General features: G+C 54.8%; 1 tRNA gene and 2 rRNA genes (1 of these 3 cut by a window edge). All 3 read left to right on the top strand.

Annotation, left to right across the window (positions count from 1 at the left end):
- Positions 1–1,949 (top strand): 23S ribosomal RNA (locus CKO11_RS14150) (it extends 887 nt beyond the left edge of the window).
- Between the two features lie 153 nt (positions 1,950–2,102).
- Positions 2,103–2,217 (top strand): 5S ribosomal RNA (gene rrf / locus CKO11_RS14145).
- 87 nt (positions 2,218–2,304) lie between these two features.
- Positions 2,305–2,381, top strand: a tRNA-Met gene (locus CKO11_RS14140).
- Positions 2,382–2,500 lie beyond the last annotated feature (119 nt).

Raw genomic sequence — 2,500 nt, 5'->3', positions numbered from 1 at the left:
TACATGGATGATGGGGGCCCACAGCCTTACTGAGTCTAAGTAAACTCCGAATACCGCAGAGTACTATCCGGGAGACACACGGCGGGTGCTAACGTCCGTCGTGAAGAGGGAAACAACCCTGACCAACAGCTAAGGCCCCCAATTCGTGGCTAAGTGGGAAAGCATGTGAGACTTCCAAAACAACCAGGAGGTTGGCTTAGAAGCAGCCATCCTTTAAAGATAGCGTAACAGCTCACTGGTCTAATTAAGAGGTCTTGCGGCGAAGATGTAACGGGGCTCAAGCCACGAGCCGAAGCTTTGGATGCACAGCGATGTGCGTGGTAGCGGAGCGTTCTGTGATATAACACCGTCCGACTTTAGCTTTCCTTCGGGAAAGCCTTGGTCGGATATGGTGTTGACTGTGAAGCCGGCCTGTGAGGGATCCGGTGGAGTGATCAGAAGCGAGAATGTTGACATGAGTAGCGACAAACAGGGTGAGAGACCCTGTCGCCGAAAGTCCAAGGGTTCCTGCTTAAAGCTAATCTGAGCAGGGTAAGCCGGCCCCTAAGGCGAGGCCGAAAGGCGTAGTCGATGGGAACCAGGTTAATATTCCTGGGCCAGGAGGATGTGACGGATCCCGAGGGTAGTTCGTTCTTATCGGATTGAACGGGCTGCTTAGGGGTCCCTGGAAATAGCCCTCCATGAGACCGTACCCGAAACCGACACAGGTGGACTGGTAGAGTATACCAAGGCGCTTGAGAGAACCACGTTTAAGGAACTCGGCAAAATGCCTCCGTAAGTTCGCGAGAAGGAGGCCCCATTCATGGGCAACCATGGGTGGGGGGCACAAACTAGGGGGTGGCGACTGTTTACTTAAAACATAGGGCTCTGCGAAGCCGCAAGGCGACGTATAGGGTCTGACGCCTGCCCGGTGCTGGAAGGTTAAAAGGAGGGGTGCAAGCTCCGAATTGAAGCCCCAGTAAACGGCGGCCGTAACTATAACGGTCCTAAGGTAGCGAAATTCCTTGTCGGGTAAGTTCCGACCTGCACGAATGGCGTAACGATCTCCCCGCTGTCTCAAACGTGGACTCAGCGAAATTGAACTGTGTGTCAAGATGCACACTACCCGCGGTTAGACGGAAAGACCCCATGAACCTTTACTCTAGCTTTGCACTGGCATCAGGATTGTGATGTGCAGGATAGGTGGTAGGCTTTGAAACCGGGACGCCAGTTCCGGTGGAGCCATCCTTGAGATACCACCCTTCGCACTCTTGATGTCTAACCGCGACCCGTTATCCGGGTCCGGGACCATGCATGGTGGGGAGTTTGACTGGGGCGGTCGCCTCCCAAATCGTAACGGAGGCGCGCGAAGGTTGGCTCAGACCGGTCGGAAATCGGTCGTTGAGTGCAATGGCAGAAGCCAGCCTGACTGCAAGACTGACAAGTCGAGCAGAGACGAAAGTCGGCCATAGTGATCCGGTGGTCCCAAGTGGGAGGGCCATCGCTCAACGGATAAAAGGTACTCTGGGGATAACAGGCTGATGATGCCCAAGAGTCCATATCGACGGCATCGTTTGGCACCTCGATGTCGGCTCATCTCATCCTGGGGCTGGAGCAGGTCCCAAGGGTATGGCTGTTCGCCATTTAAAGAGGTACGTGAGCTGGGTTTAGAACGTCGTGAGACAGTTCGGTCCCTATCTGCCGTGGGTGTAGGATACTTGAGAAGAGTTGCCCCTAGTACGAGAGGACCGGGGTGAACGCTCCACTGGTGGACCAGTTATCGTGCCAACGGTAGTGCTGGGTAGCTATGAGCGGACAGGATAAACGCTGAAGGCATCTAAGCGTGAAGCCCCCTTCAAAACTAGGTATCCCTTGAGGGCCGTGGAAGACCACCACGTCGATAGGCCGGAGATGTAAGCGCGGCAACGCGTTCAGTTGACCGGTACTAATTGCCCGATTGGCTTGATTTGATCCAGTAGCAGCAAGGCTCATGATCAAAAGCAAGTATACATGATTGGTTAGAAAAGAACGCTTCGCGCCGGCTCAATGCCGGAGGCCGCTTCGCGGCACCAGCGCGATCAGTTTGATGTGCTACGACTTGGACATGATGGCTTCTTCCTCGGTTTGGTGGTCATAGCGTTGGCTAAACACCCGATCCCATCCCGAACTCGGCCGTTAAGGGCCAACACGCCGATGGTACTGCGTCTTAAGACGTGGGAGAGTAGGTCACCGCCAAACCTAGTAAGAAGCCATGTTCTCTCATAACGATACAATACCCCGATCAATAATATAAAACTCGGGGTCCGCAGCGCAACAAAACACCGGCGCGGGGTGGAGCAGCCCGGTAGCTCGTCAGGCTCATAACCTGAAGGTCGTAGGTTCAAATCCTACCCCCGCAACCATAGAATCCGACACCCCGCCTACGCCAAGGCGGGGTTTTGCTTTCGAAACCTCCCCCAAAGACAAAATCGACCCCAACTCCCCATAAAGCTCAATCACATGACCGCCCGGCGCTCCCGCG

This window comes from Rhodobacter sp. TJ_12, from assembly GCF_020023995.1.
In the GTDB taxonomy this organism is placed as follows: Bacteria; Pseudomonadota; Alphaproteobacteria; order Rhodobacterales; family Rhodobacteraceae; genus Rhodobacter.
Note: the sequence above shows the minus strand (reverse complement) of the source record. Positions and strands in the feature narration are given on the sequence as shown.